We start from the raw sequence: 25,761 nt of genomic DNA on the forward strand, positions 1-25,761 counted from the left end.
CCGTCGCCGCCGCCCACGCGGACCGCATCGTCTTCCTGGCCGACGGCCGGATCGTCGACGACATGGCGCACCCGACGGCCGACCAGGTGCTCGACCGCATGCGGGGCTTCGACGCCAGGGGTCGTGTGTCATGAGCGTTCTCAAGACATCGCTGCGCAGCTTCTTCGCGCACAAGGGGCGGATGCTGCTCTCGGGCGTGGCGATCGTGCTGTCGGTGGCGTTCGTGTGCGGCACGCTGGTGTTCACGGACACGCTCAACACGACGTTCGACAAGTTCTTCGGGTCGACCGCGGCGGATGTGACCGTCGAGCCTGAGGAGGACGAGAACGCGCAGGAGACGGGGCGGGCCGACGCGTTGCCCGCCTCGCTCGCCGACCAGGTGGCCGCGGTCGACGGGGTCGCGTCGGCCGAGGGCGTGGTGTTCGACACCGGGGTCACGGTCGTGGACGGCGCGGGCGAACGGGTCGGCTCGTCGAACGGCGCCCCGACCATCGCCACGGGCTGGGGCCCCGACATCCAGCGGGCGATGGAGCTGTCGTCGGGTCGGGCGCCGGGGGCCGCGGACGAGGCGTTGATCGACGCCGACACGGCCGAGCGCGCGGACGTCGCGATCGGCGACGCGCTGGAGATCATCGCCGTCGAGGGCACGCACCGGGTGACGGTGACGGGACTCGCGGAGTTCCGTTCGACCAACCCCGGTGCGCCGCACGTGCTGTTGGAGGCGGGGGCGGCGCGCACGGCGCTGCTCGGCTCGCCCGACCTGATCACCTCGGTCAACGTCATGGCCGAGGACGGCGTGAGCGACGCGGAGGTGAAGGAGCGGATCGCGGCGGCGCTCGGCGGGTCGTACGACATCGACACGGCGGCGGACAACGAGGCCGCGATGAAGGACGACGTGGGCGGGTTCCTCGACGTCCTGCGCTACGCGATGCTCGGCTTCGCGGGGATCGCGGTGCTGGTCGGGATCTTCCTGATCGTCAACACGTTCTCGATGCTGGTCGCGCAGCGGACGCGGGAGATCGGCCTGATGCGGGCGGTGGGCGCGAGCCGCCGCCAGGTCAACCGCTCGGTGCTGACCGAGGCGCTGCTGCTCGGCACGGTGGGCTCGCTCGTGGGGATCGGCGCGGGCATCGGGCTCGCGGTGGGGCTGATGGAGCTGATGGACTCCGTCGGCATCACCATGAGCACTTCCGATCTGACGATCGCCGCGTCGACGCCCGTGGCCGGTCTTGTGGTCGGCGTGCTGGCCACGGTGGTGGCGGCGTGGCTGCCCGCGCGGCGCGCGGGGAAGGTGGCGCCGATGGCGGCGCTGCGGGACGCGGGCACCCCGGGCGACGGGGCGGCGGGGCGCGTGCGGACGGCGCTCGGGCTGCTGCTCACGCTGGGCGGGGGCGCGGCGCTCGTGGCCGCCGCGGGAGCGGACGAGGCGGGGGACGGGTCGATGTTCCTGTCGCTTGGGCTGCTGCTGACGCTGGTGGGCGCGGTGGTCGTGAGCCCGCTGCTGGCCTCGGGCGTGGTGCGGGTGCTGAGCGCGCTGGTGCTGCGGGTGTTCGGGCCCGTGGGCCGGATGGCCGGGCGCAACGCGCGCCGCAACCCCCGGCGCACGGGCGCGACCGCGGGGGCGCTGATGATCGGGCTCGCGCTGGTCGGGTCGCTCTCGGTGGTGAGCGCGTCGCTCGTCGCCTCGGCGTCGGACCAGCTGGATCGCTCGGTGGGGGCGGACTTCATCATCGACACGACGTCGGAGCAGCTGATCACGCCCGAGGCGGCGGATGCGGTGCGTGCGACGCCGGGCCTCGCACACGTCACGGACTACGCGGTGGTGCGGGTCGAACTGGTCACGCCCGACGGGGCGTCGGCGACGGAGGAGGTGATCGCGGCCTCGCCGACGTACGCGCGGGACCTGCGGGCGCGGACGGTGGCGGGCGAGCTGTCGGCGGCGTACGAGGAGGACCACCTGTCGGTGGGCGAGTCGTTCGCCGAAGAGCACGGCCTCGCGGTGGGCGACGAGCTGACCGCGCGGTTCGTGGGCGGCGACGAGGGCGTGCGGCTGACGCTCGCGGCGATCACGTCGGAGAACACGATGATCGACAAGGGCGCGATGTACATGTCGCACGCGACGGCGCGCGCCCATCTGCCCGAGGACGCGATGCCGTTGAACCTGGTGATGTTCGCGCGGGCCGACGAGGGGCGGAAGGCGGCGGCGTACGACGCGCTCAAGGCGAGCCTGGAGCCGTTCCCGCAGTACGAGGTGTCGGACCAGGCGGACTACAAGCGGGCGCTCGAGGACGAGGTCGGGACGCTGCTGAACGTCGTGTACGCGCTGCTCGCGCTCGCGATCGTGGTCGCGGTGCTCGGCGTCGTGAACACCCTCGCTCTGTCCGTGATCGAACGGACGCGGGAGATCGGCCTGATGCGCGCGATCGGCCTGTCGCGGCGGCAGATGCGGCGGATGGTGCGTCTCGAGTCGGTGGTGATCGCGCTGTTCGGCGCGGTGCTCGGCCTGGGCCTCGGCCTCGGCTGGGGCGTGGCGGCGCAACGGGTGCTGTCGCTCGAGGGGTTCGCCGTGCTCGACGTGCCATGGGCCACGATCGGCGTGGTGTTCGCGGGCTCGGCGGTGGTGGGCCTGATGGCGGCGATCGTCCCGGCGTTCAGGGCGGGCCGGATGAATGTGCTGCGCGCGATAGCGACGGAATAGCGGAGCGCGGGGCGCGGCGTTGCCGCGCGACGAGCCGCGGGAGCCGGGCAACGGCGCTCCGCGCCTGGCCCGGCAGACAGTGACCGCGCCACAGGCGCCCTGCCGGGCGTGCGACCAACCACGTTGCACAGCGGCTGGCAGCTGACAGCCGGGCATCTGCGCTCCGCGCGCGGCCCGACAGCGAACGGTTGCGCGGCAGGGCGCCCGCTGGGCGACTCATGTGGCGTGGTCACGGACCACAACGGACGCGCCCGGCCGCCGTAGGCCAAACGCACGGAACCCACTCCAGCCAGCCCCGGCGAAGCCACGGGCCACGGCCCACCCCGCCGAAGGCGAGGTGCACGCCACCAGCCAAAGGTCGGATGGCCCCGCCGAAGTATCGGACCACAGCCCGGCCCGCCATAGGCGAACGCCCGCCGCCAGGCAGCAACCCACGTTGCCCACCCACCCCGCCGCGGGCAAAATGCCCGCCGTCGGCGAAACACCCCGCCACCCCCGCCAGACCCCGAGCGACAGCCCACCCCAGCGCCGCAGGCGCGCGCACCACCCCGGCAGCAACCCGAATCACCCCGCCAGCCCGCCGCAGGCGAAGAAGCCCGCCGCAGGCGAAACACGCACCGCCCAGGGACACTCACGCCGTCGACCAGCCCGCCGCAGGCGTCAGGGCTGGGACAGTGACTCGCTCCGCCGCTTCGCCGCCTCGATCGCCGCGATCAGGGCCGCGCGGACGCCGTGGGTCTCAAGCTCGCGGATCGCGCTGATCGTCGTGCCACCGGGGGAGGTCACCGCCTCGCGCAGCTTCACCGGGTGCTCGCCGCTGTCGCGCAGCATGACGGATGCGCCGACGGCGGCCTGCACGATCAGGTCGTGGGCCTTGTCGCGTGGGAGGCCGAGGAGGATGCCCGCGTCCGTCATCGCCTCGACGAGGAAGTAGAAGTACGCGGGGCCCGAGCCCGAAAGCGCGGTCGCCGCGTCCTGCTGCGCCTCGGGGAGGCGCATCGTCTTGCCGACGGAGTCGAAGATCTCCTCGGCCAGGGCCAGGTGCCGCTCCGCCGCGTGCGTGCCGCCCGAGATGACGGACATGGCCTCGTCGACCAGCGCGGGGGTGTTTGGCATGACCCGCACCACCGGCGTTCCCGGGGTGAGGCGGGACTCCACGAACGCCGTCGTGATGCCCGCCGCCGCGGTGATCACCAGCCGGTCGGCCGGGGTGTGCGGCGCCAGCTCCTCCAACAGGGCGGGCATGTCCTGGGGTTTGACGGCCAGGATCAGGGTGTGCGCGGACTTCGCCGCCTCCGCGTTGGTGACGACCTCGACGCCGTGCCTGGCCCGCAGCGCCTGGGCGCGCTCGGCGCGCCTGACGGTGGCCAGCAGGTCGGACGGCGGCCGCCCGGCGCGGAGCATGCCGCCGAGCAGGGCCTCACCGATCTTTCCCGTGCCGAGGAAGGCGATCTTGTGGGTCATGCCCACCATCCTCCCATCAGCCGATGGGGGGCCGCCCGACGATCGTCAGCCGCACGGTGTACCGCTCCTCGACCTGCCCGTCGGGGAAGTCGACGGACAGCGCCTCCGCCTCGTCGGCCAGGATCGGCGCGGACTCCTCGGGCGGGAGGACGGCGAACGGCGAGTGCGTGGCCAGGGCCGCGACATGTGCGGCGAGCGGGATGGTGCGGCTCCACGTCAGCTCGCGGTAGACGGGCGAGAGGGCCGGGTCGAGCTCGCGGATGAGCCCGGGGGCGAGCGTGGTGACGCTGCGGCGGCGGTAGGCGGGCAGCCGTCGTTCGAGGCGTTCGAGCTGGGCGACGGCCCAGGGCGCGGTGCGGTCGGCGACGTTCCACCACAGGGCGAGCGAGCCGCCGGGGCGCAGGACGCGCAGGGCCTCGGGGATGGAGCGGGCCGGGGTCGTCCAGTGCCACGACTGGGCGTAGGTGACCAGGTCGAACGTGCCGGGCGCGAACGGCAGCGCGTCGCCGCTGGCCCGCACCAGGGTGACGCCGGGCAGCCGACGGCGCAGCTCGGCGCCCATGCCGGGCCCGGGCTCGACGGCGACGACGCGGGCGCCGCGCTCGTGCATGGGGCGGGTGCCTATGCCGGTGCCCGCGCCCACGTCGGCGACGGCCGCTCCGGCGAACGGGCGGCCCGCCAGCTCCTCCACCGCGTCGTAGAGGGCGGGCGGATAGGTCGGGCGGGCGGCGGCGTACTGGGCGGCGACGGCGTTGAACGAGCGTGCGAAGTCCTCGGTGGTGGTCATGGCGGTCAACTCCCCCGCCGTGACCGCCTTACACCGCGCGGGCCCGTGCCGCGCGGCGGCCTCGGGTGCTCGCGGGGGAAGCCGTCGTTGGCGTACTCGCCGCGCGGCACGGGCCGCAGGCGGCGGACGAGTCTGTGCAGGCCGCGCATCGGGATCTCCTTCTCGGGTCGTTCGGCGGTCAGTCGAGCTCGCGCATCATGCGTTCCATCGAGGCGACGGACTTGCGGGTCTCGGTCAGCTCGTCGGTGTAGCGGCGCAGGATCTCGGTGTTGTCCTCAAGCAGCTCGCCGTACTTCACGGCGAGCCGCCTGAACTCGTCCTCGCGCGAGGCCAGCATGCGGGCCCGCCATGTCGCGGCTATCCGCCAGACGACCACGATCAGGAAGGCGAACACCCCCGCGGGGTCGGAGGCCAGGGTGGTGGCTGCGTCGTTCACCGCGTTTCCTCCTTCTGGCGCTCGAGCGTGGCCGCCGCGTCCGCGATGGTGCGGGGGCTCAGCTCGTAGAGGAACGGGGCCACCTCGAAGAACTTCATGGCCTTGCCGTCCTCCGACAGCTCGAGCGACCCGATCACGAGCCCGGCCGCCTCGAGCCGCTGGAGGTGCGTGTGCAGCAGCGGGCGGCTCATGCCGATCTCGCGGGCGAGCTTGCTGACGTAGTTCCGTTCGGCGGCGAGCGCGGCGACGATGCGCATGCGGTGCGGGTTGCCGAGGGCGGTCAGAACCTTCAGCAGCTCGTCACCGCTCATCGCGGCCCTCCGTTCCGGGTGGTGCCAGGCCAGATTCTCAACGCCCTCCGCACCTGTCAATCGGAGCTGACACATGTCCGGGGCCGTTAAGGGGAGTCCCTAGGAACCCGTGCCGGACCCGTGCCCCGGGGCGGGCGGGAACGCCCTCAGGAGCGCCGGGGCTTGCGCCCCCCGGTGCGCGCCCGCCGTCCCGGGTGCCCCGAACGCTTCGCGGTACGCCGGTGGAATCGGGCCACCGCCGCCTCGTGGTCCGCCCGCAGCAGCCGCTCGCCCGGCGCCTCGACCGCGCTGCGCACCGCGTACGCAGCGAACACGCCGACGAAGCCCACCACCTTGATGCTGCGGAACGCCGACTCGTCCACGGCGTCCTCGCCCCGAGGGCGGCTGTACCCGGACCATGTGCGGATGAACGCCATCACGCTGCACATCACGAGCGCGACCACCACGAGCGCCCGCAGCCAGCCCGCGGTGCCCGAGCCCGCAAGGCCCGCGTACAGGAACCACAGCAGCAGCGCCCCCGCCACCGTCCCGGCTGCCGCGAGCCCGCAGAGCGCGGCGCGGCGTATGCGGTAGCCGCGGGTGTGCTCGACCCAGGACGTGCCGTAGAACCGGATGGGCTCGGGGCGCGGCTCGTCGTCGTCCGGCCCGCTCCGCGCGCCCCGCGGGGGTGTTGTGGACATACGGACGATTATGACGGCGGGGTCCGACAGCGATGTCCGCCGTCCCCCGCCGAAGCGGCCCGCGCGGGGCGCGCGGGAGGCGCGCGGGGCGCGGTCAGCCCTCGATCTTGCTGATGTCCCGCACCGCGCCCTTGTCGGCGCTCGTCGCCATCGCCGCGTAGGCGCGCAGCGCGAGCGACACCTTTCGGTCGCGCGCCACGGGCGCGAACCGGCCGCCAAGCGCCTCCCTGCGCGCCGCCAACTCCTCGTCCGAGACCTTGAGCTCGATCGCGCGGGACGGGATGTCGATGCGGATCGGGTCGCCGTCGCGGACCAGGCCGATCGTGCCGCCCGCCGCGGCCTCGGGCGAGACATGGCCGATGGACAGGCCCGACGTGCCGCCGGAGAACCGGCCGTCGGTGACCAGGGCGCACCTGGCGCCGAGCCCGCGGCCCTTGAGGAACGCCGTCGGGTACAGCATCTCCTGCATGCCGGGCCCGCCGCGCGGCCCCTCGTACCGGACGACGACCACGTCACCCTCCTTGACGCGCTTGGCGAGGATCGCCTCGACGGCCTCCTCCTGGGACTCCACGACCACGGCGGGGCCCTCGAAGGACCAGATCGACTCGTCCACGCCCGCGGTCTTCACGACGCAGCCGTCCTCGGCCAGGTTCCCGTAGAGGACGGCGAGGCCGCCGTCGGCCGAGTAGGCGTGGGCGACATCGCGGACGCAGCCGCCCGCCGCGTCGGTGTCGAGCGACTCCCAGCGCTCGGACTGCGAGAACGCCTCGGCCGAGCGCTTGCACCCTGGCGCCGCGTGGAACAGCTCCACCGCCTCGGGCGACGGCGAACCCCCGCGGATGTCCCAGCGCTTGAGCCACTCGCCGAGCGAGTCGCTGTGGACGGTGTGCACGTCCTCGTTGAGCAGCCCGCCGCGCTGCAACTCGCCCAGGATCGCGGGGATGCCGCCGGCCCGGTGGACGTCCTCCATGTGGTAGGCGCCGTTGGGGGCGACCTTGCACACGCACGGCACGCGGCGCGAGACGGCGTCGATGTCGGACATGCCGAAGTCGAGGCCCGCCTCCTGCGCCGCGGCGAGCAGGTGCAGCACGGTGTTGGTCGAGCCGCCCATGCCGACGTCCAGGGCCATGGCGTTCTCGAACGCGGCCCGCGAGGCGATCGCGCGCGGCAGGACCGTCGCGTCGTCCTGGTCGTAGTACCGGCGCGTGACGTCCACGACCGTGCGGCCCGCGGCCTCGTACAGCGCGCGGCGCGCGGTGTGGGTGGCGAGCACCGAGCCGTTCCCGGGGAGGGCCAGGCCAAGCGCCTCGACCAGGCAGTTCATGGAGTTGGCCGTGAACATGCCGGAGCAGGAGCCGCACGTGGGGCACGCGGCCTCCTCGATGCGCAGCAGGTCCTCGTCGGACGTGGTGTCGGCGACGGCCTCCGACATGGCGTGGATCAGGTCGAGGTTGGAGCGGACGGTGCCGTCGACGAGTGTCGTCTTGCCCGCCTCCATGGGGCCTCCCGAGACGAAGACCGTCGGGATGTTCAGGCGCAGGGCGGCCATCAGCATGCCCGGGGTGATCTTGTCGCAGTTGGAGATGCAGATCAGGGCGTCGGCGCAGTGCGCCTCCACCATGTACTCCACGGAGTCGGCGATCAGGTCGCGCGATGGCAGGGAGTAGAGCATGCCGCCGTGGCCCATGGCGATGCCGTCGTCGACGGCGATCGTGTTGAACTCGCGGGGAACGCCGCCCGCCGCCGAGATCGCCTCCGAGACGATCCGGCCGACCGGCTGGAGGTGGGTGTGGCCCGGCACGAACTCCGTGAAGCTGTTGGCCACGGCGACGATCGGCTTTCCGAAGTCCTCGCGCGCTACGCCCGCGGCCCTGAGCAGGGCGCGGGCCCCCGCCATGTTGCGGCCGTGGGTGACGGTGCGGGACCTCAGTGTCGCCATGGTGGAGACCCTCTCCTTCGGGGAGGCGGTACATCGACTGCTACCCGAGGCTACGCCTGCCGCCCGCGTTCCGGGATGCCGATACCGCGATACGAGACACATCGCGAGGGTGGCCGTTACCCTGGCATGTCCGCAGGGGCGACCGGGGGGTTGGCATGACCACGGGGGAACGGATTCGGATCGGCGCGCCGCGCCCCGTGGTGCTCGCGCACGCGGCGGCCACCGCGGGGTGGCTCGCGCTCGCTGTCGTGGCCTGGCGCGGGCAGCTCTCCGCGCTCCCGCTGGTGGCGACCGCCCTGGCCGCGCTGCACGCGCTGGCGGGCGTGCGCCTGGCGCGCACCGCGGTGATCCTCACGCCCACCGGGGTGCACGACCGGAGGCTGGGCGGCGCGGAAACGGTGACCGCGTGGTCGGACCTGCGGCTGATCACCGTCGCGCCTGGCGCCGTCGAGCTGGTGACCAAGCGCGGGGAACGCCGCAGGCCACCGGCCCTGCGCGGCGGCCCGGGGGTCTCGCCTCGGCGGTTCGCCGAGCGCGTCGCGCTGCTGCGCTCCGCGATACCCGAGGGCGTGAGCGTCCCCGTGGGCGAGCCGCCGTCCGGTGGCTGGAACGGACTCCGGCGCGCGGGGGCGGGCGCGGCGGTCCTGGCGGGCGCGTTGATCGTCACGGGCGCCGCCGTTCGCGCCGACGCGCCGTGGGAGGCCGACTGGTGGCCGGGCGGCGACGTGCTGGCGAACGCCCCTGACCCGTGCGCGCTGAGCGAGGGAACGGCGGACGCCCTCGGCCTGCGACGGCAGCCGCCGCCCGACAGGCCGCCGGGCCGGGACGACGCCGAGACCAGCGGCTGCGTGTACCACGGCGAACGGGGCGAGCTGTCCCTTGTCATCACCCTGCACCCGTGGGAGGGCTCCGCGGCCGAGTCCCCGGCCGACGCGGCCAGCTCCACCTACTACGGGCTCAAGCCGAGCACCCCCGAGGCCGAGGAGATCGCCGGGGCGACGTGGCAGGTCAGCAGCGACGAGCGCGGGCGTGAGATGTGGCTGCTCTCGTCCAACGTCTGGGCCGTCGTGCGCTACCACGACTACAGCCCCGACGAGGAGCCCGAGCTGCCCGCCGCGCTGGACGAGGAGCTGACCGCGCTGGCCGAGCGCGTGGTGGCGGCGCTCGACCGGTGAGCCGTCAGCCGGTGAGCCGTCAGCCTGGGTCGGCCGGGGCGACGGGGTCGGCGGGATCGGCCGGGGCGACGGGGTCGGCGGGATCGGCCGGGGCGACAGGGCCAGCCGGGGCGACAGGGTCGGCCGGGTGCGGGGCGAGCAGCGGGAGCAGCGTGGGCCCCGAGCCGATGCGCCGCGCGCACATCTCGGCCAGCTGGTCGTAGCCCTCCTTTCCCATCAGCTCGGTCAGCTCGGCGCGATAGGTGACATAGAGCGGCTCGGCCGCGCCGTGCGCGAGCGGGGCGCCGGTGCACCACCAGTGCAGGTCGTGGCCGCCGGGGCCCCAGCCGCGGCGGTCGTACTCGCCGATCGAGACGATCAGGCGCTGCTCGCCGTCCGGCTGCTCGACCCACTCGTAGGTGCGCCGCACGGGCAGCTGCCAGCAGACGTCGGGCTTGGTCTCCAGCGGCTCGCGGCCCTCGTCGAGCGCGAGCGTGTGCAGCGCGCAGCCCTCTCCCCCGGCGAATCCCGGCCTGTTGAGGAAGATGCAGGCGCCCTGGAAGCGGCGGGTGCGCCGCTCGCCGTCCTCGTCCAACTCGACCCAGCCGTCGGCCGAGTGGCCCTCCTCGTGGAACTGCCACGACGCGGGCGTCAGCCGCTCGGCATGCCCGGCCACGCGGCGTTCGTCGTCCTCGTCGGAGAAGTGCGCGCCCAGCGTGCAGCAGCCGTCGCTCGCCCGGCCCGCCTGGATGCCCTGGCAGCCGCGCCCGAAGACGCACTGCCAGCGGGAGGTCAGCCACGTCAGGTCGCAGCGGAAGACCTGCTCCGCGTCGGCCGGATCGGGGAACTCGACCCAGGCGCGCGGATGGTCGAGCGCCGTCTCGTCCCCCGCCGCGCGCCGGCGCGCGCCGTCGAACCTGGGGGGTGCGGGGGTGCTGGGTGGGGCGGTTCTGCCCGGCTTCGCCCTCTTCGTCTTGGCCACAAACGCCAGGGTAAGGGCACGGTAGCGTTGACGGTCATGAGGCTCGGAGTTCTGGACGTCGGTTCCAACACGGTCCACCTGCTCGTCGTCGACGCGCATCGGGGCGCGCGCCCCCTGCCCGCGTCCTCGCACAAGACCGAGCTGCGGCTGGCCGAGCTGCTCGAGGCGGACGGGTCGATCGGCGATGCGGGCGTGGAGCGCCTGATCGCCACGGTGCGCAAGGCACTTGAGGTGGCCGAGGACCAGGGAGTCGCGGATCTCCTGCCGTTCGCGACGTCAGCGGTCAGGGAGGCGACCAACGCCGACTCCGTGCTAGCGCGCGTCGCGGCCGAGACCGGGGTGACGCTGCGGGTGCTCTCGGGGGAGGACGAGGCGCGGCTGACGTTCCTCGCGGCGCGGCGGTGGCTCGGCTGGTCGGCGGGGCGGCTGCTGATGTTCGACATCGGGGGCGGCTCGCTTGAGATCGCCTTCGGCCTCGACGAGGAGCCGGACGCGGCGGCGTCGTTGCCGCTCGGCGCGGGGCGGCTGACGGCGGCGCGGCTGCCCGGCGACCCGCCGGACCCGGCGGACGTGCGGACGCTCCGGCGCCATGTCCGCTCCGAAATCGCCCGCATCGTCGGGAACTTCACCCGGCATGGCGCCCCCGACCGGGTCGTGGGGACGTCCAAGAGCTTCAAGCAGCTGGCGCGGATCGCGGGCGCGGCGCGTTCGGCCGACGGCCTGTATGTGCGGCGCGAGCTGGGCCGCGAGGACCTGAGGGCGTGGGGGCAGCGGCTGACCGGGATGCCCGTGCGCGAACGCCAGCAGCTCCCCGGCGTCTCCGAGGGCCGGGCCAGGCAGCTGCTCGCGGGGGCGCTGGTGGCGGAGGCGGCGATGGACCTCTTCGGCGTGGAGACGATGGAGATCTGCCCCTGGGCGCTGCGCGAGGGCGTGATCCTGCGGCGCCTCGACCGGATGCGGATGGCCGAGACCGCCGCCGCGGCCTGACGCCCTCCGTCGTTGACGCCCTCCGTCGTTGACGCCCCCGTCGTCATGGCGTGCGGCGGCGCAGGGTGACCGCGCCCAGGGCCAGGACCCCGGTGGCGACGCCGGAGACGACGACCACGTCCCGCCAGAAGTCGCCGGTGGCCTCGGCGTTGCGCAGCACCTGCGTCATGCCGTCGACGGCGTAGGACATGGGCAGCACGTTCGACGCGTACTCGAGCACCGGCTGCATCGTGTCGCGCGGCGCGAACAGGCCGCACAGCAGCAGCTGCGGGAAGATCACCGCGGGCATGAACTGCACCGCCTGGAACTCCGAGGCGGCGAACGCCGAGACGAACAGCCCGAGCGCGGTGCCGAGCAGGGCGTTCAGCAGGGCGACGAGCAGCAGCAGCCAGGGCGAGCCCGCGATGCGCAGGTCGAGGAACCACAGCGCGACCCCGGTCGCAAGCCCTGCCTGGACGACGGCGAACGCGCCGAAGGCGAGCGCGTATCCGGCGATCACGTCGCCCTTCCCCAGCGGCATGGTGAGCAGCCGCTCCAGCGTGCCCGATGTGCGCTCGCGGAGGGTCGCGATGGACGTGACCAGGAACATCGTGACCATCGGGAAGATGCCGAGCAACGACGAGCCGATGAACGCGAAACGGCCGCGGTCGGCGTCGAACACGTAGTACAGCAGGACCAGGAGCAGCACCGGCACCAGCAGGAGCAGCGCCATCGTGCGCGGATCGTGGCCCAGCTGGCGCAGCACGCGGCGGGCGGTGGCGAGGGTGCGGGTGGGGGTCACCGTTCGCCCTCCCCGCGCGCGTCCGCGTCCTCGCGCGCCCTATCGGCGTCCACCAGGCGCAGGAACGCCTCTTCGACCGACCCGACCCCGGTGCGTTCGCGCAGCTCGGCGGGGGCGCCCTCGGCGAGCAGGCGCCCGTCGCGCATCAGCAGCAGCCGCTGGCAGCGGTCGGCCTCGTCCATCACGTGCGACGAGATCAGCAGCGTCGCCCCGCGCTCGGCGGCGAGCCGGTGGAACAGCGCCCACAGGTCGCGCCGCAGCACCGGGTCGAGGCCCACCGTCGGCTCGTCGAGCACCAGCAGCTCGGGCGTGCCGAGCAGGGCGACGGCCAGCGAGACGCGGGAGCGCTGGCCGCCGGAGAGGCGGTCGACGAGCGCGTCGGCGTGCGGGGTGAGGTCCACGTCGGCGAGCGCGCCCGCGACCGCGCTGGCCCGGTCGGCGCGGCGGATGCCGAGGACGGCGGCGTAGTAGTCGAGGTTCTGCCGCACGGTCAGGTCGAGATAGACGGACGGGGCCTGCGTCACATAGCCGAGCCGGTGGCGCAGCGCGGCGCTGCCCGCGGGGGCGCCGAGCACCCGCAGGTCGCCCGTGACCCTGGCCTGGGCGCCGACGACCGCCCGCATCAGCGTCGTCTTGCCGCACCCCGAGGGGCCGAGCAGCCCCGTGACGCTGCCCCGCTCCACCGTGAAGTCGAGCCCCTTGAGTACTTGGGAGGCACCGAGTACTTGGGAGGCACCGCGCACTTGGGAGGCACCGCGCACGTGGGAGGCACCGCGGCGCACCCGCAGGCCACGGGCGCGCACGGCGGGCGGCGGGGACGGGTCCCCTACCGGACTTTTATTAATCATGCGTTTAATATCCTCCTCTCGCGGCCCTCGGTCAAGCGGGGAACTCGGCACACCCGACGTAGGCTTGGCGCCGTGACGGAACAGGTACCGATCCCGGAAGCGAAGGTCGCGCTCTCGACGGCCTCCGTCTATCCGGAGAACACCGCGGCCGCCTTCGAGATAGCCGGGAGCCTCGGCTACGACGGCGTCGAGGTGATGGTGTGGACGGACCCGGTGAGCCAGGACATCGACACCCTCCGCCGCCTGTCCGACGAGCACGAGGTGCCCGTTCTGGCCGTGCACGCCCCCTGCCTGCTGATCACGCAGCGTGTCTGGGGCACCGACCCCTGGCGCAAGCTGCTGCGCACGAACGACGCGGCGAAGCGGCTCGGGGCCGCCACCGTCGTCGTGCACCCGCCGTTCCGCTGGCAGCGCGGCTACGCCCGCGACTTCGTCTCCGGCATCCAGCGCATCGGCCAGGAGACCGACGTCCGATTCGCAGTGGAGAACATGTACCCCTGGCGTTACCGGGACCGCGAGATGCTGGCGTACGCCCCCGGCTGGGACCCGACCCAGGAGGACTTCCCGCACTTCACGCTCGACCTCTCCCACACCGCCACCGCCCGTGTGGACGCCCTGTCCATGGCCGACCGCATGGGCGACCGGCTCGGGCACGTTCACATCGCCGACGGCAGCGGCTCGGGCAAGGACGAGCACCTGGTGCCGGGGCGCGGCGCCCAGCCCTGTGGCGCGCTGCTCGAACGCCTCGCCGCCACCGGGTACCGGGGCCATGTCGTCGTCGAGGTCAACACCCGCCGCGCCGTCTCCGCCGCGGCCCGCCGCGCCGACCTCGCCGAAGCGCTGGCGTTCACCCGGCTCCACCTCGCGACCGCCGCCCCCTCACCGCCGCTGCCGGGCGGCGTGGACCCCGGATGAACGCGGACCAGCGCGGCCCGCGGATGAACGCCACGGCACCGGGCAAGCCCACCCGCAGACGCGGCCGCCCCTCGCAGGCCGAGGCCGCCGAGGGCACCCCCGGCACCAGGGACCGCATCCTCGCGTCCGCCCGGGCGGAGTTCGCCGAGCGCGGCTACGACCGCGCCTCCATCCGCGCCATCGCGCGCGGCGCCGAGGTGAACCCCGCGCTGGTGCACCACTACTTCGGCACCAAGGAGGGCGTCTTCGCCGCGTCCGTCGCGGCCGCCGCCGCGCCCGCGACGGACGGGCTCTCGCGGGGCGAGCGGTTCGATCGGGACGAGCGGTTCGATGTGGAGGAGTTCGGGGAGCGGTTCACGCGGCTGTTCTTCGGGATCTGGGAGAACCCCGCGACCCGCAGCCCCCTGCTCGCCATCGTCCGCTCCGCGCTGAACAACGAGACCGCGGCCCGCATCTTCCGGGGCTTCGTCACCGCGCAGCTGCTCGGCCGCATCACCGGCGGTCTTGACGCGCCCGACGCCCAGCTGCGCGCGGAGCTGGCCGCGGCGCAGCTGGTCGGCACGGTGCTGCTGCGCTACGTCCTGAAGGTCGAGCCGCTGGCCAGCGCCCCCGCCGAGGAGCTGATCGCGCGCCTCGCCCCCGTCGTCCAGCACCACCTGACCGGACCGGGGCCGCAGCCGCTGGTGTGAGCAGGTCGCTGGCGTGAGCCCGCCCCGGGCTACGGCTCGGGGGCGCCCTCGTCGGGCGGCGGGGTCGTGGGGTCGGGCGGGTCGGGCGGCGGATCGGTCGGCTCGGTGGGCGGGCCGCTGCCCTCCACGGTGATCACGGTGGAGGCCGGGTCGACCGTGATGCGGCCCTGCCAGGCGCCCGGCGGCTCGGCCGCGCGGTCGATCGTGACCTCGATCACGGCCGTCTCGCCGGGGCGCAGCGTCCCCGACGTCCGGCTGAGCGAGAGCCAGCCCACGTCGGCGGCCGCCGACCAGCTGACCGGGGAGCCACCCGAAGCGGTCAGCGTGATCCGGGTCCCGGCCTCGGTCGGCACCGCGTCGACCGACAGCTCGCCGGGCGCGGGCGCCTCGTCGCCGGGGCGCTCCCCCTCGGGCCGGTTCTCGCCCTCGGGCTCCCGGTCCGCGCCCCGGTCATCGGGCTGGGAACGCTCCCCTTCGCCGCCGTCACCGCCGTCCCGCCCGCCGGGGTCCGTGTCGCCCTCCTCGTCGGCGTCCTCGGCGCGCCCGGCGTTCTCGTAGGCGGGGGCGCCGCCGCCCGGGTCGCGCCGGTACTCGCCGTCCTCCTCGGTCGCGGTGGCGCCGCCGTGCCGCGCGGGCTCGCCCGCGTCGGGAGCGCCGCGCCACGCGGCCACCAGCGCGAGCACCGGCGCGACCACGGCCGCGGCGGCGACCGTGGTGGCCACGGCCCGGCCGCGCATCCGCTCGCGGCGGGCGGCCCTGTCTCCCTCCGGCACGGGGAACCCGGCCCGGTCGTAGCGCGGCGCGTGCTGCGCGCGGGCGCGGCCGATGGCGAGGCGCGCGGCGTGCACCGCGGCCCGCGGCACCGGCAGCACCGTGAGGCGCGCCGGGCCAGGCGCCCCCGCGGGCGGCCAGCCGAGCTCGACGGCGGCGCGCCGGGCGATCAGGCGGCAGGCCGCGCACTCGTCGACGTGCCGCAGCAACTCCCGCCGCAGCCCGGGCCCGAGCAGCACCCCGCGGTCGTCGCCCGAGAGCGCGGCGGCGGCCGGGCAGCCCGCGGCGGCCACGGCGGCCAGCGCGGCGCGGGTGCGTTCGACCTCGCGGGCCGCCGTGGTGACCAGGGCGTGCGTGGCCTGCGTGGGGAGCCGCAGCACGCGGGCGACCTCGCGCGCGGGCAGCTGGTGGCGGACCGTCAGCTCAAGCGCCTCGCGCTGCTCCGGCGTCGTGCCCGACGCCTCGGGCCAGGACAGCGCGGCCAGCTCGCGGCGGCGCCGGTCGTCGTCCGCCGCGGTGCGCGGCGCGGCAGGGGCGGCGCGCTCCTTCGCGGCCGCGAGGCGGCGCAGGCAGGCCCAGCGGGCCAGCGCGTACAGCCAGGGGCGCAGCAGCGTCGGGTCGGCGGGGCGCCTGCCGCGCTCGTGCCGCCGCTCGGCCTGCGCCAGCGCCTCGCCGAGCGCGGCGGTGGCCGCGTCGTGCTCGCCCATGAGGGACAGGCAGTAGGTGAACAGCCCGTCCAGATACGCGTCGTCGTACGCGCCATGACGCTCGGGGATGGTGGCGGCGGCGCGTGACGGGCGGGGGACGGTCGGTGCGGACGGTTCGCGGCTGCGGGTCATCACCCGCCGACGGTAGGCGCCCCGCGGCGCGTTGCGCATCCGGCGGGGCAAGGTTCCTCCTAACGGGTGACGGCGGCCCCAGGTCCTGCCGGGGCGCGGGGCGTTGGGTGTCAGTGGGCGGCGGTAGCGTTCCGTCCATGGCTCGAAAGACGGACCGTCCCGCGTACCGCTGCTCCGAGTGCGGCTGGACGACGGCGAAGTGGCTGGGCCGCTGCCCCGAGTGCCACGCGTGGGGCACGGTCGAGGAGGTCGGCGGGGCGCCCGCGGTGCGCACCGCCCCCGCGACGCGCGTGGCCTCGCCCGCCGTGCCCATCGGGCAGGTGGACGGGATGGCGGTGGCGGCGCGTGGCACGGGCGTGCCCGAGCTCGACCGGGTGCTCGGCGGCGGCCTGGTGCCGGGCGCGGTGGTGCTGCTCGCCGGGGAGCCAGGGGTGGGGAAGTCGACGCTGCTGCTCGACGTGGCGGCCAAGGCGGCCTCCGAGTCGCACCGGACGCTGTATGTCACGGGCGAGGAGTCGGCGGGCCAGGTGCGGATGCGGGCGGACCGCATCGGAGCCATCCACGACCACCTGTATCTGGCGGCGGAGACGGATCTGGGGTCGGTGCTCGGGCAGCTGGACGCGGTGAAGCCCTCGCTCCTGGTGCTCGACTCGGTGCAGACGGTCGCGTCGGCCGAGGTGGACGGCGCGCCTGGCGGGGTGGCGCAGGTGCGCGAGGTGGCGGGCGCGCTGATCAGGGCGTCCAAGGAGCGCGGCATGGCGACGCTGCTGGTCGGCCACGTCACCAAGGACGGCGCGATCGCGGGCCCTCGGCTGCTTGAGCACCTGGTCGACGTGGTGCTGCACTTCGAGGGGGACAGGCACGCCAGGCTGCGCCTGGTCCGCGGCCTGAAGAACAGATACGGCGCGACCGACGAGGTCGGCTGCTTCGAGCTGCACGACGAGGGGATCACCTCGCTCGCCGACCCGTCGGGCCTCTTCCTGACCCGCCGCGACGAGCCGGTGCCAGGGACGTGCCTGACGGTGACGATCGAGGGGCGCAGGCCCCTGGTGGCCGAGGTGCAGTCGCTCACGGTGGCCAGCCAGATCCCCTCGCCCCGGCGGACCACCTCGGGCCTGGAGACGTCGCGGGTGTCGATGATGCTCGCGGTGCTCGAGCAGCGCGGCCAGATATCGGCCCTCGGGAAGAACGACATCTACACCGCGACCGTCGGCGGGGTGCGCCTTTCCGAGCCCGCGGCAGACCTGGCGGTGGCCCTCGCGCTGGCCAGCGCCGCGAGCGACACCCCGCTCCCGCAGAATCTGGTGGCCATCGGCGAGGTGGGCCTCGCGGGCGAGGTGCGGCGCGTCACGGGCGTGCAGCGGCGGCTGGCCGAGGCGGCGCGGCTGGGGTTCACCCAGGCGCTCGTGCCCGCGGATTCAGGGGACAGGCCGCCGGGGATGCGGGTGCGGGAGGTGGCCGACATCGGGGAGGCGCTGCGGGTGCTGCCCGTCCGCGGCGGTGAGCCCGGCGGGCGTCAGGAGGTGCGCCGGTAGACTCGTGCGCACTTTCCAGCGCACATTCGTCCTCCGGAGGATTCATGGCAGCCAGCGACCGGCCGGCGAGCCCCGGCAGGGCCGGGGGCGGCTCCGGCGCGGACGGCCTGCTCCGGGCGGCGCTGAGCGCCGTCGCCCCGGGGACCCAGCTGCGCGACGGGCTCGAACGCATCCTCAGGGGGAACACCGGGGGCCTCATCGTCCTCGGCATGGACCGCACGGTGGAGTCGCTGTGCACGGGCGGCTTCGTGCTCGACGTGGAGTTCACGGCCACGCGGCTGCGCGAGCTGTGCAAGCTGGACGGCGCGGTGATCGTCGACCGGGACATCTCGCGCATCGTGCGGGCGGGCGTTCAGCTGGTGCCGGACCCCAGCATCCCCACCGAGGAGACCGGCACGCGGCACCGCACGGCGCAGCGGGTCTCGATACAGACGGGGTTCCCCGTGGTGTCGGTGAGCCAGTCGATGCGGCTGGTCGCGCTGTACGTGGACGGGCAGCGGCGGGTCCTCGAGGACTCGGGCGCGATCCTCTCCCGGGCGAACCAGGCGCTGGCCACCTTGGAGCGGTACAAGCTGCGGCTCGACGAGGTGACGGGCACGCTGTCGGCGCTGGAGATCGAGGACCTGGTCACCGTGCGGGACGTGGCCTCGGTGGCGCAGCGCCTGGAGATGGTGCGGCGGATCGCCGCCGAGATCGCCGGATACGTCGTGGAGCTTGGCACCGACGGGCGGCTGCTCTCGCTCCAGCTCGACGAGCTGATCGCGGGCGTCGAGCCCGAACGGCACCTGATCGTGCGCGACTACCTGCCCGACTCGGTCGGCAAGCGCTCGCGGAAGGTGGGCACGGCGCTGGCGGAGCTCGACGGCCTCGGCCATGCGGAGCTCCTCGAACTACCGCTGGTGGCCCGCGGGTTGGGCTTCGGCTCGGCGCCCGAGTCGCTCGACACGGCGGTCTCGCCGCGCGGCTTCAGGCTGCTGGCCAAGGTGCCGAGGCTCCCAGGGCTTGTCATCGACCGCCTGGTGGACCACTTCGGCGGGCTCCAGAAGCTGCTCGCCGCGAGCGTGGACGACCTCCAGGCCGTGGACGGCGTGGGCGAGACCCGCGCCCGCTCGGTACGCGAGGGACTGTCCCGCCTCGCCGAGTCCTCGATCCTCGAACGCTACGTCTGAGACACCGCGCACGCTTGCCGCGTGCCGCGTGCCGCTTGCCGCTCGACCGACCCCGTGCGCCCCCCTCCGGCTCGGACACCGAGCGCCACCGCCCCCGCGATGCCATCGGAACCCCGCCCACAGGACCGCCGCCTCGGCAGCCAGCCGATCGAGGCCACGCCCGTGATCCGCCGCCGCACCCCGTCGGCCCACCGCGCCTGAGGCGTCAGCTCACCGCGCCTGAGGCGTCAATCGTTGTCCAGGACGAACGAGATCTGGGCCACCGGGTGGTCGGGCAGCTGGGCCTTGGCCACATAGGTGCCCGCGGCGGCGGCGCGGCCCCGCGAGCCTTCGCAGTCCTCGGGCGAGTGGCGCCGGTCCCAGGTGAGGGTGTGGGTCACGGAGCCGCCCGCGGCCACGGCCACCGGGTCGGAGCCCGGGCCCTCGGGGCACCGCGCGGACGACCACACCTCGTTGTCGTCCTCGTCGGTCACCAGCACGGTCAGCGCGTCGTGCCCGAAGTCCAGGCGGCACGCGGAGCTCGAGCCGTTCTCCGCGGTGAGCCGCAGCTCGGGCTCGTCGCCCGCGGCGTACTCGTTGCTCGCGCTCGACAGCGTCACCGTCACCGCGCCGGTCGTGCACGCGGGAACGCCCGCCGGGTCGAGCCCCGCCCCGTCGCCGTTCCCCGAGCCGTCGCCGTCCTCTTCGCCTTCGCCCGAGGTGTCGCCCGTGGCGTCGTCCCCCTCGCCGCCCTCGCTCCCGGCCTCGCCGTCGCCCTCGCCGTCCTCGTCGTCGTTCGGCGGATCGTCGCGCCCACCGGGGCGCTCGTCGATGAGCGACTCCGATGGCGTGGGTCCCGGCGTGATCGACTCGGCGGGGCCGCCCCTGCCGTCGTCGCCCCCCGCCGTCTCCTCCCCGTCCCCGCCCCCGCCAGGACGCAGCGCCCAGATGATGAGCAGGGCCACCACCGCGATCAACAGCAGGAGAACGCCCCGGCGCCGCCAGTAGATCGACGACGGCAGCGGCCCGACCGGAGTGCGCAGAGATCCCACGCGGAAACCTTACGAGACTTCCGTCACCCCGGTGCGCCCCAGCCCCCGCTTGCCAGGGCACTGTTGGGTATCAACACGCGCGGGGAGCGGGCCGCTTTGTGCCGTGCCGCCGCCGTGCCAGGATCGCCTTTGCCATGACTGCGACGACTGCGACGACAGCAACGAGTACGACGCCGCCCACCGCCCTGCACACCCCGGTCATCGACTGGTTCGCCCAGCACGCCCGCGACCTGCCCTGGCGTCGCCCCGAAGCGGGCGCCTGGGGCGTCATGGTCAGCGAGTTCATGCTCCAGCAGACACCCGTCAGCCGCGTGCTGCCGGTCTACGAGGAGTGGCTGCGCCGCTGGCCGCGCCCGGCCGACCTGGCCGCCGAACCCGCGGGCGAGGCCGTGCGCGCCTGGGGGCGCCTCGGCTACCCCCGGCGCGCGCTGCGCCTGCACAGCGCCGCGGCGGCCATAGCGGAACGGCACGGCGGCGAGGTGCCGACGGACCATCACCAGCTGCTCGCGCTCCCGGGGATCGGCGAGTACACCGCGGCGGCGGTGGCCTCGTTCGCCTACGGCCAGCGCCACGCGGTGCTCGACACCAATGTGCGGCGGGTGTTCGCGCGCGTGGTCAGCGGCACCGAGTACCCGCCGAACGCCACGACCGCCGCCGAGCGCAAGCTCGCCAGGATGCTGCTGCCCGAGGAGCCCGCGATCGCCGCCAAGTGGGCCGCGGCCACGATGGAGCTTGGCGCGCTGTTGTGCACGGCGCGCGGCCCGGAGTGCGGGCGCTGCCCGATCGCCGAGTTGTGCGCCTGGCGCAAGGCGGGCTCCCCGGCGCACGAGGGCCCGCCGCGGCGCGGCCAGACGTACGCCGGGACGGACCGCCAGGTGCGCGGCAGGCTCCTTGCGGTGCTGCGCGAGGCCGCGGGTCCCGTCGAGCGTTCGCTGCTCGACCGGGTGTGGCACGACCCGGAGCAACGCGCCAGGGCGCTGGGCGGTCTGGTCGGCGACGGCCTCGCCGAGCGCCTGCCCGACGGCCGCTACCGGCTGCCGGGCACGGCGGCGGGCTGACCGCCGCCCACCCAGTGGCTCAGCGGGGGCAACGCCGACCTCGTGTCGGCGCCCTCGCCGAGCCACGGCCCGACGGCGAACGGTCGCGGGCCAGCTCACCCTAGGGCCTGGCCACCGCCCAAGCCCCCGCAGCGGCGGCGCGGACCGCGTAGGTCTCGAACGGCGTGGCCTCGCGCCCGAGCACCCGGCGCACGCCGTCGACCGGCTCGGCGACGGCGCCGGTGCGCATCACCTCGAACATCGCGTTCAGCCCTTCGGCCGCCTCGGCGGGCCAGCCATCGGCGAGCAGTTCGGCGCGGTACTCATCGGGGGTCAGCTCCACCGAGGCGATCGGCCGCCCCGCGGCGCGCGCCACGATGTCCACTGCCTCGGCGAACGTCAGCGCCCGCGGCCCCGACAGCTCGTACGTACGCCCGTGGTGGCCCTCGCCGGTCAGCAGCGCGACGGCCACGTCGGCCACGTCGTCGAGGTCGACGAACGGCTCGGGGACCCCGCCCGTCGGCAGCGCGAGGCGGCCTTCGACGAGAGGGCGGTGCCAAAGGTCCTCGTCGAAGTTCTGGTTGAAGTTATTGGGCCGGATCACGGACCACTCGACGCCCGAGGCGCGCACGGCCCGTTCGGCCTCGGTGACGCCCGCGGCGAAGGAGGCGCCGTCGAAGAGGTCGGAGCCGCGCCCCGAGAGCAGCACGACGCGTCGGGTGCCCGCGGCGACGGCCGCCTTGACGAAGTCGCCGGTGGGCGCGGGGTCGTCGGGGGCGACGAGGTAGACGGCCACGGCCCCGTCGACGGCCCGCTCCCAGGTGGCGCGTTCGGCCCAGTCGAAACGCACCTCGCCCGAACGGGACGCGGCGCGGACCGTGTGGCCCGCGACGCGCAGGCGGGCGGCCACACGGCGGCCCGTCTTGCCGGTGCCGCCGAGGACGAGGAACGCGCCGGACGAGGAAGAAGGGGAAGTTGAAAGGGAATCAGTCATGGCTGCCAGCCTGGTCTGCCGGGGCCGTCGCGCCCATGGGCGACCGTACGGACCGCATGCGCGACCGTACCGTTGACGCATGGATCCCTTCGACGACCTGCTGCGCGGCGTGCGCACCGACGGCGCGCTGTTCGACCTGTCACGGCTCGGGCCCTCGGCGCCGGGGCCCCTGGGTGAGGGCGCGGCGCTGACGCTGTGCTCCACGCTGCGGGGCGAGGCGTGGGTGGCGGGGCGGCGGGTGCCGGTGGGCGAGGCGGCGGTGGTGAAGGGGCCGGAGCCGTTCGAGGTGCGCGGCGACGGGCTGCTGCTCACCGGCGTCTACCGGCTGAGCGGAGAGGTGCCGCGCCGCCTGCTGCGGGTGCTGCCCCGGATGCTGGTGGTGCCGGACGACGACGGCTGCGCCGAGCTGCGCGGCTTTCTGGAGGCGCAGCTGTGCGCGACGCGGCCGGGGCGGCAGATCGTGCTCGACCGGATGCTGGACTGGCTGCTGGTGTGCGCGCTGCGTGACTGGTTCGACGGGCCCGATTCGGAGCCGCCCGGCTGGTATGTGGCGCTGGGCGACCCGGTGGTGGGCGCGGCGCTGCGGGCGATGCACGAGGCGCCGGGCGCCGCCTGGGCGCTGGCGTCGCTGGCCGCCGAGGCGGGCGTCTCGCGCACGACGCTGGCCAAGCGCTTCACCGAGCTGGTCGGCCAGGCGCCGCTCGCCTATCTGACCGAGTGGCGCATGGCGCTTGCCGCCGACCTGCTGACCGGGGAGCCGGGAGCGACCGTGGGCAGCGTCGCGCGGCGGGTCGGGTACGCCGATCCGTTCGGCTTCAGCGCGGCGTTCAAGCGGGTGCGGGGCGTCAGCCCGTCCGCCTACCGGGCGGCGGGGACCGCGGGGGCGGCGGCTACAGCTGGAACCACACCGTCTTCCCCGGCCCTGGCACGTGGTGGCACACCTCGAGGCGCCGTGCGCAGCGGGTGACGAGCAGCAGGCCGCGGCCACTCTCCCACGTCGCGGGCGGGGGCCGCTCGGGAACGGCCGGGTCGCCGGGCGCGCGGTCGTGGACCTGTACCTGGAGGTCGCCCTCGGAGGACCAGCAGGCGTGCACGTCGACCGGGGGCGGCGTCCGGCAGCCAAGGGAGGCGCGCACGGCGTTGCTCACCACCTCGGATGTCAGCAGGATGGCCGTCTCGATCAGCTCGGGGTTGGCCGGGACCACCGTGGTCAGGGCCGTGCGCATGGCCTGGCGGGCGTTGCGCACCCACACGGGCTGGGCCGGGAAGCGCAAGGAGAAGTCCGCGGTCCCGGACCGCACGGGGACAAGACACATGAGACGCTCCTCCGTGGCGACCGCGATGTGTCGCACATCACTCTTCACGAGTGCCTTCTCCGGCGGTCCCCAACCCCCTGAACGACCGACACATCCCGCCGGAAATCAGTGCGTCAGGCCCCGCTGGACATCCACGGCGATCAGCGCATGGACGGGCCCGGCGGGTGGCGCGTGAACCACTCCGCGATCACCTCCTCGACCCGCTCGGCCACCGGCAGCTGGGGCGCGGGCTCCTTGCCAGGCCGCTCGGCCAGCGGATGGCCGAGGCCGGGTATGGATGCGAGCCTGACCCGCCCCGGATCGGCGTACCGCCCGCGCAGCGCGGCGGTCAGCTCGTCGGCGTCCCGCCGCAGCCCCGCGTGGTCGAGCTCCCCGCTCACCACAAGCAGCGCGGGCGCCGGGTCGAGCGCGGCGATGTCCCCGGCCCGCGCGACGAAGTCGAGCCGGTCGGCCGCCTCGCGCGACCGCTCGGTCCAGGGGTGCGGGCGCCCGGTGTCGGTCTCGACCAGCTCCGCGACGGAACGCGCCCTGATCGCGGGGTTGACCAGCGCGACCGCGGCGACCGGGACCGGCGCCCCGGTCAGCACCCGCAGGGCGACGCCGCCCCCGAGCGACCCGCCGACCAGGCCGATCGGCCCCTCGTCCACGGGGAAGCGCGCGCGCAGCGCCGCGAGCGCCGCGGGGAACTCCTCGGCGCCCTGCCGCGTCACCGGGTCCGCGTAGTCCAGCACCGCGTCGCGGCGGATCCGCTCCGTGACGGCGGCCTCCCCGCCCGGCAGCGCACGCTCCCCGCACCACGGCAGCCCCAGATGAACGCGCCAGGCCCGCACCCCGGTCAGCGGCAGCGCCGCGGCGAACGCCCCATGCGTGCTCGGCGCGTCCATCATGTGCCAGGTCACCACCAGCGGTGCCCGCTCATCGCCGCCCCCCGCGGGAGGCAGCGCCGTGAACGGCACCCCGGCCGCCTCGCCCGTGATCGCGCTCCCGGTCGTCATGACGGCACCGTAGCCCCCATCGGGGCGTCCCCGGCCGCCGCTCTGCCACGGGCGAATCCCCGCTCGCCCCCGCTCACCCCGCGCACGTCAGGCCGCCAACTGCCGCGGCAGGGGCCCGAGCGAGGCCGCGACCCGCTCGCGCAGCAGCCGGTATTCCGCCCTGCGGCGACGCGGCGGACCCGGTGGGCGCACCACCACGCGGGCCCCCGTGATGACCTGGCCGAGCCGGAACTGGTCCCGCGTCAGATCGATGTCTATGCCGCTGGCCAGGCGATTCCACCAGTGGTAGCCAGCCCGCTCGCCGTCGAGGGACACCTCCCCCACCACCAGGTCGCCGCCGAAGATGTCGTGCACCACGAGCGCGGTGATGTCGCAGTGCCCCCACGCGGGATTGTCGGGGGTCCAGGGGGCGCGCAGCACGTCGTCGGGCGAGCACGTGTCGGCGGCCCAGGCGGTGCGGAGGGCCGCGGCGATCTCGGTCAGGGTCCACGGAGCCATCGCGCGCGCCCTCTCACATCTCCGCGCGGACGCAGCAGTCCGCCAGGTGGTCGTTGACCAGGCCGCACGCCTGCATCAGCGCATAGGCCGTGGTGGGCCCGACGAAGCGGAACCCGCGCGCCTTGAGCGCCTTCGACAGCGCCACCGACTCCGGCGTGGTGGCCAGGATGTCCCCGGTCGCCCGCGGCACCCGCACGCCGTCGGGATCGGGCGCGTGCGACCAGATCAGCTCCGTCAGCTCGCCCTCGGCCCACCCGGCGGCCACCTTGGCGTTGCCGATGGCGGCCTCGATCTTCAGGCGATTCCTGATGATCCCCGCGTCGCCGAGCAGCCGCTTCACGTCCTCGCCCGTGAACGCCGCCACCTTCTCGATGCTGAACCCCGCGAACGCCGCCCTGAACCCCTCCCGTCTCCGCAGGATCGTCAGCCACGAGAGGCCCGACTGGAACGCCTCGAGGCACAGCCGCTCGAACAGCGCGTCGTCCCCGCGCACGGGGCGTCCCCACTCGGTGTCGTGATACTCGCGGTAGTCATCGGGCGCCACCCCCCAGGGGCAGCGCCGTCGCCCGTCGGGCCCGGCCACGGTCAGCGTCGTCTCCATGGCTCCGAGTCTGCCGGAGGGGTCTGACAATCCTCAGGTCCCGAGCGGCTGGGAGGGCACTTCCCGCAGGTAGAGGGCCCCGCAGCTGTGGCAGAACACCTCGTCGGTGCGCCCCCAGTCCGTCCCGGGCCGCGTCTCGGCGTTCTCGCGGAGCCGCCGCCCGCACATCGCGACATGGCCGATCTCGCCGTTGTTGCGCTCCCTCACCATGTGCCAGGTCTTCACCTCGTCCGGCGCGTCGTACCGGTACTCGGCGCGCACCACGTGTCGCACGCGGCCACCTCCGTCCTCGCCTCGTCCCATG

General features: G+C 74.6%; 26 protein-coding genes and 1 pseudogene. 10 read left to right on the forward strand and 17 right to left on the reverse strand.

The window, feature by feature from the left end; genetic code table 11:
- Positions 1-134: pseudogene (locus DEH69_RS04400) on the forward strand (ABC transporter ATP-binding protein); the annotation flags it as partial.
- A complete protein-coding gene (locus tag DEH69_RS04405) occupies positions 131-2,698 on the forward strand; it encodes an ABC transporter permease (RefSeq protein WP_113685548.1) in 2,568 nt (855 codons plus the stop codon). The pseudogene DEH69_RS04400 and the gene DEH69_RS04405, both read left to right, overlap by 4 nt.
- Before the next feature lie 660 nt (positions 2,699-3,358).
- Here DEH69_RS04405 and proC read toward each other — a convergent pair.
- The 6 genes from proC to ilvD form a co-directional block, all read right to left on the reverse strand.
- Positions 3,359-4,162, reverse strand: a complete 804-nt coding sequence (gene proC / locus DEH69_RS04410) for a pyrroline-5-carboxylate reductase (protein ID WP_113685549.1) — start codon at positions 4,160-4,162, stop codon at positions 3,359-3,361.
- Between the two features lie 16 nt (positions 4,163-4,178).
- A complete protein-coding gene (locus DEH69_RS04415) occupies positions 4,179-4,949 on the reverse strand; it encodes a class I SAM-dependent methyltransferase (RefSeq protein ID WP_113685550.1) in 771 nt (256 codons plus the stop codon).
- A gap of 178 nt (positions 4,950-5,127) precedes the next feature.
- Entirely contained in the window at positions 5,128-5,385 is a 258-nt protein-coding gene (locus DEH69_RS04420; RefSeq protein WP_113685551.1) for a hypothetical protein, read from the reverse strand.
- The gene (locus DEH69_RS04425; RefSeq protein ID WP_113685552.1) at positions 5,382-5,696 is read right to left on the reverse strand and encodes a helix-turn-helix domain-containing protein; all 315 of its coding nucleotides are present in this window, start codon (positions 5,694-5,696) and stop codon (positions 5,382-5,384) included. The genes DEH69_RS04420 and DEH69_RS04425 overlap by 4 nt, the downstream gene beginning before the upstream one ends.
- A 146-nt stretch (positions 5,697-5,842) precedes the next feature.
- On the reverse strand, positions 5,843-6,376 hold the full coding sequence (locus DEH69_RS04430) for a hypothetical protein (RefSeq protein ID WP_113685553.1): 534 nt from the start codon (positions 6,374-6,376) through the stop codon (positions 5,843-5,845).
- A gap of 94 nt (positions 6,377-6,470) precedes the next feature.
- A complete protein-coding gene (gene ilvD, locus DEH69_RS04435; protein WP_113685554.1) occupies positions 6,471-8,315 on the reverse strand; it encodes a dihydroxy-acid dehydratase in 1,845 nt (614 codons plus the stop codon).
- A gap of 155 nt (positions 8,316-8,470) precedes the next feature.
- On the opposite strand from ilvD, the gene DEH69_RS04440 reads away from it, so the two are divergent.
- Complete coding sequence (locus DEH69_RS04440; protein WP_113685555.1) at positions 8,471-9,490, forward strand: hypothetical protein; 1,020 nt, start codon at positions 8,471-8,473, stop codon at positions 9,488-9,490.
- Positions 9,491-9,509: 19 nt separating this feature from the next.
- On the opposite strand, the gene DEH69_RS04445 is transcribed toward DEH69_RS04440, so the two are convergent.
- Positions 9,510-10,451, reverse strand: coding sequence for a hypothetical protein (locus DEH69_RS04445; RefSeq protein ID WP_113685556.1), 942 nt, complete (start codon positions 10,449-10,451; stop codon positions 9,510-9,512).
- A gap of 36 nt (positions 10,452-10,487) precedes the next feature.
- Between DEH69_RS04445 and DEH69_RS04450 the strand changes: the two genes are divergently transcribed.
- Complete coding sequence (locus DEH69_RS04450) at positions 10,488-11,438, forward strand: Ppx/GppA phosphatase family protein (protein WP_113685557.1); 951 nt, start codon at positions 10,488-10,490, stop codon at positions 11,436-11,438.
- 43 nt (positions 11,439-11,481) lie between these two features.
- Here the strand turns inward: DEH69_RS04450 and DEH69_RS04455 are convergent, their stop codons facing one another.
- Together DEH69_RS04455 and DEH69_RS04460 are read right to left on the reverse strand one after the other, a co-directional pair.
- On the reverse strand, positions 11,482-12,219 hold the full coding sequence (locus tag DEH69_RS04455; protein ID WP_113685558.1) for an ABC transporter permease: 738 nt from the start codon (positions 12,217-12,219) through the stop codon (positions 11,482-11,484).
- A complete protein-coding gene (locus DEH69_RS04460) occupies positions 12,216-13,067 on the reverse strand; it encodes an ABC transporter ATP-binding protein (RefSeq protein ID WP_113685559.1) in 852 nt (283 codons plus the stop codon). Before DEH69_RS04460 ends, DEH69_RS04455 begins: the two co-directional genes overlap by 4 nt.
- Before the next feature lie 72 nt (positions 13,068-13,139).
- Between DEH69_RS04460 and DEH69_RS04465 the strand changes: the two genes are divergently transcribed.
- Together DEH69_RS04465 and DEH69_RS04470 are read left to right on the forward strand one after the other, a co-directional pair.
- Positions 13,140-13,982: a sugar phosphate isomerase/epimerase gene (locus DEH69_RS04465; protein ID WP_113685560.1), complete on the forward strand. Its 843-nt coding sequence runs from the start codon at positions 13,140-13,142 to the stop codon at positions 13,980-13,982.
- On the forward strand, positions 13,979-14,671 hold the full coding sequence (locus DEH69_RS04470) for a TetR family transcriptional regulator (RefSeq protein WP_113685561.1): 693 nt from the start codon (positions 13,979-13,981) through the stop codon (positions 14,669-14,671). Before DEH69_RS04465 ends, DEH69_RS04470 begins: the two co-directional genes overlap by 4 nt.
- 29 nt (positions 14,672-14,700) lie before the next feature.
- Here the strand turns inward: DEH69_RS04470 and DEH69_RS04475 are convergent, their stop codons facing one another.
- The gene (locus DEH69_RS04475; RefSeq protein WP_220131184.1) at positions 14,701-16,281 is read right to left on the reverse strand and encodes a sigma-70 family RNA polymerase sigma factor; all 1,581 of its coding nucleotides are present in this window, start codon (positions 16,279-16,281) and stop codon (positions 14,701-14,703) included.
- 137 nt (positions 16,282-16,418) lie between these two features.
- Here DEH69_RS04475 and radA point away from each other — a divergent pair, with 137 nt between their 5' ends.
- Positions 16,419-17,816, forward strand: coding sequence for a DNA repair protein RadA (gene radA, locus DEH69_RS04480; RefSeq protein ID WP_113685563.1), 1,398 nt, complete (start codon positions 16,419-16,421; stop codon positions 17,814-17,816).
- A gap of 44 nt (positions 17,817-17,860) precedes the next feature.
- Entirely contained in the window at positions 17,861-18,985 is a 1,125-nt protein-coding gene (gene disA / locus DEH69_RS04485) for a DNA integrity scanning diadenylate cyclase DisA (protein WP_113685564.1), read from the forward strand.
- A gap of 227 nt (positions 18,986-19,212) precedes the next feature.
- On the opposite strand, the gene DEH69_RS04490 is transcribed toward disA, so the two are convergent.
- Positions 19,213-20,016 carry a DUF4232 domain-containing protein gene (locus DEH69_RS04490; RefSeq protein ID WP_113685565.1) on the reverse strand — a complete coding sequence of 268 codons (804 nt, stop codon included), beginning with the start codon at positions 20,014-20,016 and terminating at the stop codon, positions 19,213-19,215.
- A 134-nt stretch (positions 20,017-20,150) separates the two neighbouring features.
- Between DEH69_RS04490 and DEH69_RS04495 the strand changes: the two genes are divergently transcribed.
- Positions 20,151-21,074, forward strand: coding sequence for an A/G-specific adenine glycosylase (locus DEH69_RS04495; protein WP_113685566.1), 924 nt, complete (start codon positions 20,151-20,153; stop codon positions 21,072-21,074).
- 100 nt (positions 21,075-21,174) lie between these two features.
- On the opposite strand, the gene DEH69_RS04500 is transcribed toward DEH69_RS04495, so the two are convergent.
- The gene (locus DEH69_RS04500; RefSeq protein ID WP_113685567.1) at positions 21,175-22,047 is read right to left on the reverse strand and encodes an NAD(P)H-binding protein; all 873 of its coding nucleotides are present in this window, start codon (positions 22,045-22,047) and stop codon (positions 21,175-21,177) included.
- 79 nt (positions 22,048-22,126) lie between these two features.
- On the opposite strand from DEH69_RS04500, the gene DEH69_RS04505 reads away from it, so the two are divergent.
- The gene (locus DEH69_RS04505) at positions 22,127-23,014 is read left to right on the forward strand and encodes an AraC family transcriptional regulator (RefSeq protein ID WP_113685568.1); all 888 of its coding nucleotides are present in this window, start codon (positions 22,127-22,129) and stop codon (positions 23,012-23,014) included.
- Here the strand turns inward: DEH69_RS04505 and DEH69_RS04510 are convergent.
- The 5 genes from DEH69_RS04510 to DEH69_RS04530 form a co-directional block, all read right to left on the reverse strand.
- Positions 22,938-23,363, reverse strand: a complete 426-nt coding sequence (locus DEH69_RS04510) for an ATP-binding protein (RefSeq protein ID WP_113685569.1) — start codon at positions 23,361-23,363, stop codon at positions 22,938-22,940. The genes DEH69_RS04505 and DEH69_RS04510 overlap by 77 nt on opposite strands.
- 140 nt (positions 23,364-23,503) lie before the next feature.
- Positions 23,504-24,358: a prolyl oligopeptidase family serine peptidase gene (locus DEH69_RS04515; protein WP_113685570.1), complete on the reverse strand. Its 855-nt coding sequence runs from the start codon at positions 24,356-24,358 to the stop codon at positions 23,504-23,506.
- 87 nt (positions 24,359-24,445) lie between these two features.
- Entirely contained in the window at positions 24,446-24,856 is a 411-nt protein-coding gene (locus DEH69_RS04520; RefSeq protein WP_113685571.1) for a hypothetical protein, read from the reverse strand.
- A 13-nt stretch (positions 24,857-24,869) separates the two neighbouring features.
- Positions 24,870-25,457, reverse strand: coding sequence for a DNA-3-methyladenine glycosylase I (locus DEH69_RS04525; protein ID WP_113685572.1), 588 nt, complete (start codon positions 25,455-25,457; stop codon positions 24,870-24,872).
- A 33-nt stretch (positions 25,458-25,490) separates the two neighbouring features.
- A complete protein-coding gene (locus tag DEH69_RS04530; RefSeq protein WP_147255415.1) occupies positions 25,491-25,730 on the reverse strand; it encodes a hypothetical protein in 240 nt (79 codons plus the stop codon).
- Positions 25,731-25,761 lie beyond the last annotated feature (31 nt).

It is taken from the genome of Streptomyces sp. PT12 (assembly GCF_003311645.1).
GTDB lineage: Bacteria > Actinomycetota > Actinomycetes > Streptomycetales > Streptomycetaceae > Streptomyces.

Coding starts and splice junctions, on each gene's coding strand:
- DEH69_RS04405 (WP_113685548.1), top strand. CDS start 131: ATGAGCGTTCTCAAGACATCGCTGCGCAGCTTCTTCGCGCACAAGGGG.
- proC (WP_113685549.1), bottom strand. CDS start 4,162: ATGACCCACAAGATCGCCTTCCTCGGCACGGGAAAGATCGGTGAGGCC.
- DEH69_RS04415 (WP_113685550.1), bottom strand. CDS start 4,949: ATGACCACCACCGAGGACTTCGCACGCTCGTTCAACGCCGTCGCCGCC.
- DEH69_RS04425 (WP_113685552.1), bottom strand. CDS start 5,696: ATGAGCGGTGACGAGCTGCTGAAGGTTCTGACCGCCCTCGGCAACCCG.
- DEH69_RS04430 (WP_113685553.1), bottom strand. CDS start 6,376: ATGTCCACAACACCCCCGCGGGGCGCGCGGAGCGGGCCGGACGACGAC.
- ilvD (WP_113685554.1), bottom strand. CDS start 8,315: ATGGCGACACTGAGGTCCCGCACCGTCACCCACGGCCGCAACATGGCG.
- DEH69_RS04440 (WP_113685555.1), top strand. CDS start 8,471: ATGACCACGGGGGAACGGATTCGGATCGGCGCGCCGCGCCCCGTGGTG.
- DEH69_RS04450 (WP_113685557.1), top strand. CDS start 10,488: ATGAGGCTCGGAGTTCTGGACGTCGGTTCCAACACGGTCCACCTGCTC.
- DEH69_RS04460 (WP_113685559.1), bottom strand. CDS start 13,067: ATGATTAATAAAAGTCCGGTAGGGGACCCGTCCCCGCCGCCCGCCGTG.
- DEH69_RS04470 (WP_113685561.1), top strand. CDS start 13,979: ATGAACGCGGACCAGCGCGGCCCGCGGATGAACGCCACGGCACCGGGC.
- DEH69_RS04475 (WP_220131184.1), bottom strand. CDS start 16,281: ATGACCCGCAGCCGCGAACCGTCCGCACCGACCGTCCCCCGCCCGTCA.
- radA (WP_113685563.1), top strand. CDS start 16,419: ATGGCTCGAAAGACGGACCGTCCCGCGTACCGCTGCTCCGAGTGCGGC.
- disA (WP_113685564.1), top strand. CDS start 17,861: ATGGCAGCCAGCGACCGGCCGGCGAGCCCCGGCAGGGCCGGGGGCGGC.
- DEH69_RS04495 (WP_113685566.1), top strand. CDS start 20,151: ATGACTGCGACGACTGCGACGACAGCAACGAGTACGACGCCGCCCACC.
- DEH69_RS04500 (WP_113685567.1), bottom strand. CDS start 22,047: ATGACTGATTCCCTTTCAACTTCCCCTTCTTCCTCGTCCGGCGCGTTC.
- DEH69_RS04505 (WP_113685568.1), top strand. CDS start 22,127: ATGGATCCCTTCGACGACCTGCTGCGCGGCGTGCGCACCGACGGCGCG.
- DEH69_RS04510 (WP_113685569.1), bottom strand. CDS start 23,363: ATGTGTCTTGTCCCCGTGCGGTCCGGGACCGCGGACTTCTCCTTGCGC.
- DEH69_RS04515 (WP_113685570.1), bottom strand. CDS start 24,358: ATGACGACCGGGAGCGCGATCACGGGCGAGGCGGCCGGGGTGCCGTTC.
- DEH69_RS04520 (WP_113685571.1), bottom strand. CDS start 24,856: ATGGCTCCGTGGACCCTGACCGAGATCGCCGCGGCCCTCCGCACCGCC.
- DEH69_RS04525 (WP_113685572.1), bottom strand. CDS start 25,457: ATGGAGACGACGCTGACCGTGGCCGGGCCCGACGGGCGACGGCGCTGC.